The organism is Azospirillum isscasi, assembly GCF_030849505.1.
GTDB lineage: Bacteria > Pseudomonadota > Alphaproteobacteria > Azospirillales > Azospirillaceae > Azospirillum > Azospirillum isscasi.
On the sequence record NZ_JAUJFI010000366.1, the window covers coordinates 1 to 1,035 of the forward strand.

Annotated in this window: 1 protein-coding gene; it reads left to right on the forward strand. The window is 70.2% G+C overall.

Annotated features, from left to right (window positions below; genetic code table 11):
* Position 1 precedes the first annotated feature (1 nt).
* Positions 2-1,035 (forward strand): Re/Si-specific NAD(P)(+) transhydrogenase subunit alpha (locus tag QSG27_RS29025; protein ID WP_306712331.1); only part of this gene is annotated, 1,034 nt, incomplete at its 3' end.

The following is a 1,035-nucleotide window of genomic DNA, read 5'->3' on the forward strand; positions in this document are numbered from 1 at the left end:
CATGAAAATCGCCATACCCAGGGAGCGGCGCGCGGGCGAGAATCGCGTCGCGGCGTCTCCGGAGACGGTCAAGAAACTCAAAGCCCTCAGCCTGGAAGTGGTCGTGGAGACCGGGGCCGGTCTGGGGTCGAACCTGCCGGACCGGGTGTACCAGGATGCCGGCGCGGCGATCGCGCCGGACGCGGCGTCCGCGCTGGCCGGGGCCGACATCGTGCTGAAGGTGCAGCGCCCGCTGCTCGCCGGGGAGGGGGGCCTCGACGAGCTGGCGCTGATCCCGCGCGGCGCCCTGCTGCTGGGCATCCTCAACCCGTACGCCAGCCGCGACCATGTGGCGGCCTACGCGGCGGCGGGGGTCAACGCCTTGGCCATGGAGTTCATGCCGCGCATCACCCGCGCCCAGGTCATGGACGTGCTGTCCTCGCAGGCCAACCTCGCCGGCTACAAGGCGGTGGTCGATGCGGCCAGCGAGTATGGCCGGGCCTATCCGATGATGATGACCGCGGCGGGCACGGTGCCGCCGGCCCGCGCCTTCATCATGGGCGTCGGCGTCGCCGGGCTGCAGGCCATCGCCACGGCCAAGCGGCTGGGCGCCATCGTCTCGGCGACCGACGTGCGCCCGGCGGTCAAGGAGCAGGTGCAGTCGCTGGGCGGCAGCTTCGTCGCGGTGGAGAACGAGGAGTTCAAGCAGGCCGAGACGGCGGGCGGCTACGCCAAGGAGATGTCCGACGACTACAAGCGCCAGCAGGCCGCACTGGTCGCCGAGCACATCAAGAAGCAGGACATCGTGATCACCACCGCGCTGATCCCGGGCCGCAAGGCGCCGGTGCTGGTGACGCGCGAGCATGTCGCCTCGATGAAGCCGGGCTCGGTGCTGATCGATCTGGCGGTGGAGCAGGGCGGCAACGTCGAGGGCTCGGAGCTGGGCAAGGTCGTCACCACGGAGAACGGGGTGAAGATCGTCGGCCACGCCAACTACCCCAGCCGCATCGCCGAGAGCGCCTCGCTGCTCTACGCCAAGAACCTCCTCGCTCTGCT